Origin of the sequence: Microbacterium sp., assembly GCF_049661145.1 — a bacterium.
Lineage (GTDB): Bacteria > Actinomycetota > Actinomycetes > Actinomycetales > Microbacteriaceae > Microbacterium.
The window spans coordinates 1-4,594 of the sequence record NZ_JBASZT010000265.1; the positions used below are offsets into that span (position 1 = coordinate 1).

4 protein-coding genes are annotated in these 4,594 nt (G+C 72.0%); all 4 read right to left on the reverse strand.

All coding sequences use genetic code 11. The features are described 5' to 3' along the window. Positions 1 to 1,319, reverse strand: a 1,319-nt coding sequence (locus WBP48_RS11335) for an ABC transporter permease subunit (protein WP_424440476.1), incomplete at its 3' end; no start/stop codon positions are given. Beyond that, a complete protein-coding gene (locus tag WBP48_RS11340; protein ID WP_424440478.1) occupies positions 1,316 to 2,851 on the reverse strand; it encodes an ABC transporter substrate-binding protein in 1,536 nt (511 codons plus the stop codon). The genes WBP48_RS11335 and WBP48_RS11340, both read right to left, overlap by 4 nt. A 51-nt stretch (positions 2,852 to 2,902) precedes the next feature. Further along, a complete protein-coding gene (locus tag WBP48_RS11345; protein ID WP_424440480.1) occupies positions 2,903 to 4,246 on the reverse strand; it encodes an MFS transporter in 1,344 nt (447 codons plus the stop codon). Continuing rightward, positions 4,228 to 4,594, reverse strand: a 367-nt coding sequence (locus WBP48_RS11350) for an ATP-binding cassette domain-containing protein (protein ID WP_424440482.1), incomplete at its 5' end; no start/stop codon positions are given. The genes WBP48_RS11350 and WBP48_RS11345, both read right to left, overlap by 19 nt.

Sequence of the window (4,594 nt, forward strand, 5' to 3'; positions counted from 1 at the left end):
GCGACGATTAGGCCCGCGATGATCGGCGGCGCGGCGTTGGTGACCTCGAGCGGCCCGGTGACGGCGCGAGGGAAGCACCCGAGGGCGAGGCCGATCGCCAAGCACACCAGCACGACGAATCCCGCCGTGCCGAGGGTCGTGACGGCGCCGTGGCCGACTCGGGCGAGCAGGTCGCGGCCGAGCGCGTCGGCGCCGAAGGGCAACTCCAGGCCGGGTGGGGCGAGCCTGGCGCCCGCTGTCGCGTACGGGTCTCGGAACAGGCCAGTGACGATGACGAGCACGAGGATCGCGCCGGCGACGACAGGGACGATCAGGTCGCGGCGCTTCCGGCGGACCTCCGGCGCGGGCATCGGAAGACTGCCCAGGCGCAGGGCGGGTCCGAGCAGCACCCACCGCAGCGCGGCGACGACGAGGCCGGTGGCGACGGCGAGCATGAGCAGGAGGAGGATGCCGATCTGCAGCGCCGGGATGTCCTGCGACGCCGCCGCGCCCAGCGTTGCGCGCCCGAGCCCGGGAATCGCAAAGACCTCCTCGACGGCCACTGCGCCACCCGTCAGGCCGATGAGGGCGAGTCCGATCTGGCCGAGGACGGACGGCAGGGAGCGGCGGACCACCGCGAACGCTATGCGGGAGTCGCCGAAGTCAGCCAGGCGCCACGTCGTGATCCAGCTCTCCGCGAAGGTGGCGGTGATGGCATCCGTCATCAGCCGGCCGATGAGGCCGCCCGCCGGGAGGCCGAGCGCGAGCGCCGGCAGGACGGCATAGTACGGGCCGTTCCAGCCGTAGGGCGGGAACAGTCCGAGCCACACCGCACCGACGACCAGGAGCACCGAAGCGAGAAGGAACTCCGGCAACGCGGTCAGTGCCACCGCCGCGATGCCGGATCCCCTGGTCGGCGTGCCCCTCAGTCCTGCCCGCACCGCGGGCGCGGCGATGAGCAGCGCTACGACGAGCGCGACGGTGATCGCGAACCCCATGAGCGTGAGGGACACGCCGAGCGCATCGACCATGCCCGGCAGCACAGGCTTGTTGTTGATCCAGGACCGGCCGGGGTCGCCGCCGGCCAGTCCGCCGAGCCAGTCGGCGAACAGGGCCCACGGTCCGCGATCGAGCCCCAGTTCCGCACGCACCGCGGCGAGCGCCTCGGGTGTCGCCTCGAGATCGGCGTAGCGAGCTCGCAGCACGGTGTACTCGGGGCTGCGCCCGGACATCCAGGGGAGCATGCCGACGAGGACCACCACCCCGGCGATCGCGACGGCGCGGGAGGCGCCGACGATCGCCGGGCCGCCGAATGCCCGCCACGGGCGTGCGGCGCTCACCGGGCGACGGTGCTGGAGACGGTGATGAGCGTGCGCTCCCGGGGATCGCGGTCGACACCGCTGACGCCGGCCGCCTCGCCCTGGATCACGCGCTCGTGCAGCATCGGGATCGCGGCATGACGCGACAAGATGGCCGCCTCGGCGCGCATGATCGCCTCGCGGCGCTCGTCGCCGGCATCCGTCTCGGACGCCTTCGCGATGAGCGCATCGACCTCGGGATCGCAGAACTGCGAGATGTTGAACGTCCCCGCGCAGCTGAAATCGCTCGTGAGGTAGGCGACCGGGTCGCCCGAGTCGATGATGGTCGCCCGCGACAGGATGAAGGCGTCGAAGGCGCCGTCGAGCGCGTCGGCCTCGATGTACTGATACTCGCGCACGTCTTGCTCGACGACGAAGCCGGCGGCTTCGAGCTGCTGCTCGATCAGCACGGCGACCTCGGGGAGCTCGGCCCGGTCTGTGAACGTGCCGAGTGTGATCGGGATGCCGTTCACCTTCGCCGGCGTAGCCTCGTGATCGTTCAGCTCACTCTCATAGCCGGGTTCGTCGCGGAGGTCGGCCGCCCAGGGCAGCGCCGGGCCCAGCAGCCCCGCGGCGACGTCGGCACGTCCCTCGTAGACCGTGTCGACGATCGTCGCGCGCTCGATCGCGGCGGCGGCGGCGGCACGCGCAGCGGGATCGGCGAATGGGCCGGTGCTCGTGTTCATGTAGAGCGTGTTGGTGCGCGGCATCGGTACCTCGTGGATCAGCTCCTCGTCGATCTGGGCGACCTGACCGACCGGGATCGCCTCGACCACGTCGGCGGTGCCGGTGCGCAACGCCGCGGCGCGTGCCGTGCCGTCGGGGACGAATGTGACGTCGATGCCCGACGCCGTGGCCGCCTCGCCCCAGTAGGCGTCGTAGCGGTCGAGGGTCGCGCCCGCGGTGCCGTCGACGTCGACGAGTTCGAAGGGCCCGGTGCCGTGACCGACCGGGTCGACGACGCCGTCAGCACCGTACGCCGCGGCGGCGAGGATCGCGAGCTGCGGGCTCGACAGCCGCTGCGGCACGAGCGGATCGCGGTGCGCGGTCGTGACGATGACGGTGTCGCCGTCGACGGTCGCGGTGAGCTCGACACCGTTGAGGATACGCGGCAGCGGGGTGGCCATTGTCGCGGCAGTGAGCGAGGCGGCCGCCTGCTCGGCGGTGAGGTCCGTGCCGTCGTGGAAAGTCACGCCGGAGCGGATCGTGAAGCGCCACTCGGTATCGCTCAGCTGCTCCCAGTCCGTGGCGAGTCCCGGCTGCGCGTCGCCGTTGTCGTCGAGCACGATGAGCGTTTCGGCAGTGCTCCAGCGCGACAGCTTGAAGGCGTCGTCGCTCAGCGGCGTCAGCCCGCTGCGGGGCGGCTGAAGCATCGCGAGGGTGATGCGGGCGCCCGCTGCGTCAGAGTCTGCGGAGTCCTGTGGACTGCCGGAGAAGCAGCCGGTGAGCGGCAGTGCTACACCGCCGGCGAGGAGCAGTGCGGCGGCACGCCAGGCGGTTCTGTTGCGGATCATCGTGGGGGACTTCCTTACTGTGTTGGAGTCGGGGGTGAGGAACAGGGTCTGTCAGAGAGACGCGGGTCCGGCGGGGACCAGGCGCGGAACGAGCCAGGCGGATGCCAGGGGGAGAGCGGCCAGCACCGCCCACGGTGCGATCGCGGGAAGTCCTGGTGCGTCGGCGACGGCATACAGCGCGCCGAGCAACGTGTTGCCCACGAGGACGACCGCGCCGCCGCACGTCGCGAGCAGACCGTAGTAAGAGCCCCAGGCGCCGCGGGGGCCGAAGCGGGGCACCAGCGAGAGCACCAGCGGCGTGAGCACGAGGTGACCGAGCGCGAGCAGCGTCGTGGCGGCGAACGCGGGGGCGACCGCGGCGATGCCGGATGCCGGTGTCACCGGGGCTGCAATCGCGAGCACCCCGAACGCGGCGGAGATGAGCAGATAGCCCAGCCGTAGCGCGCGCGTCTCGCCGATGCGCCGCGCGGCCCGAGCGATCGGCAGCTGCAGCGCGATGGTCGCGACCGATACCCAGGCGAAGAGGACCGCGAGTGCCTGCGGACCGGCGTCCACGCGGTCCAGCTCGACCGGAAGGCCGAGGTACAGCTGGTTGTAGGCGAACAGGTTCACCGACGCGAGCACGGCGAGCGCGACGAAGCGCCGGTCACCGAGGACGGCGAGCGGGTGCGGGCGGTCGGGTGCGGATGGTGTGCCGTGCCGTGGCGGCGCGCCGGGGAGGACTCCCGCGAGCGCGACCGCGACGGCGGCGAACAGAAGGGCGCCTGCCGCGGCGACGGTCGGGAAGCCCCAGCCAAGGAGCAACGCCCCGAGGAGCGGGCCCGCTGCCGCGCCGGTCTCGCCGAACACCGCGAGCAGGGCGAACAGCGTGGTGCGGCGTGCGTGTGGTGCGGCATCCACACGTGCGACGAGGGTCTCCAGGGCTGGAGAGAACAACGCCCCGCCCAGCCCGGTGAGGACGGTTGCGACGATGAACAGGGGAAGCCGGAGGCCGTCGGTGGGGCCGAGGGCGGGCATTGTCGACCACGCGAGGAGAGAGAACCCCGCGACGCGGACCGCGCAGCCGGTGAGGATCAGCGGGCGTGCGCCGAACCGGTCGGCGAGCGCTCCGCCGAAGAGGAACAGCCCCTGCTGCGCGGCGGTCCGCACGCCGAGTACGAGCCCGACCGCGGAACCCGCCAGTGCGAAGTCGTCGCGGAGGATCCCGGCGAGGAAGGGGACGACGGCGAAGAAGCCGACGTTGAACAGCAACTGGCTGCTCAGCAGGACGGTGGGCCGAAGTCGATACTCACCGGGGCGCGGCTGGGCGCGGGTCGGTGGCACGTCGACGATCGCTTTCACGGCATAGCTCTTTCGGATCGGCTCTTCGTCCCGGATCACGAGGCACGCAGGCATGGCCGCGCGTCGACGATCTCGCGCGTAGCCTCATGCCGCGGGTGTGAGAGCAGCTCGAGGGTCGGTCCGCGTTCGACGATGCGCCCGCCGGCCAGCACGCACGAGGTGCCGCACAGCAGCGACACTGCGTCGAGGTCGTGCGAGACGAACCCGACGCCGACACCCTGCTCGCCCACGATCTGACCGAACAGCTGCAGCACCTCGTCGCGCAGTGGTCGGTCCAGGCCGCTCACCGGCTCGTCGGCGAGGAGGATGCGGGCACCCGTCGCCAGTGCGCGTGCGATCGCCACCCGCTGCGCCTGACCGCCGGAGAGCTCGGCGGGTCGTCGTCGCCGCAGCTCGGTGGGC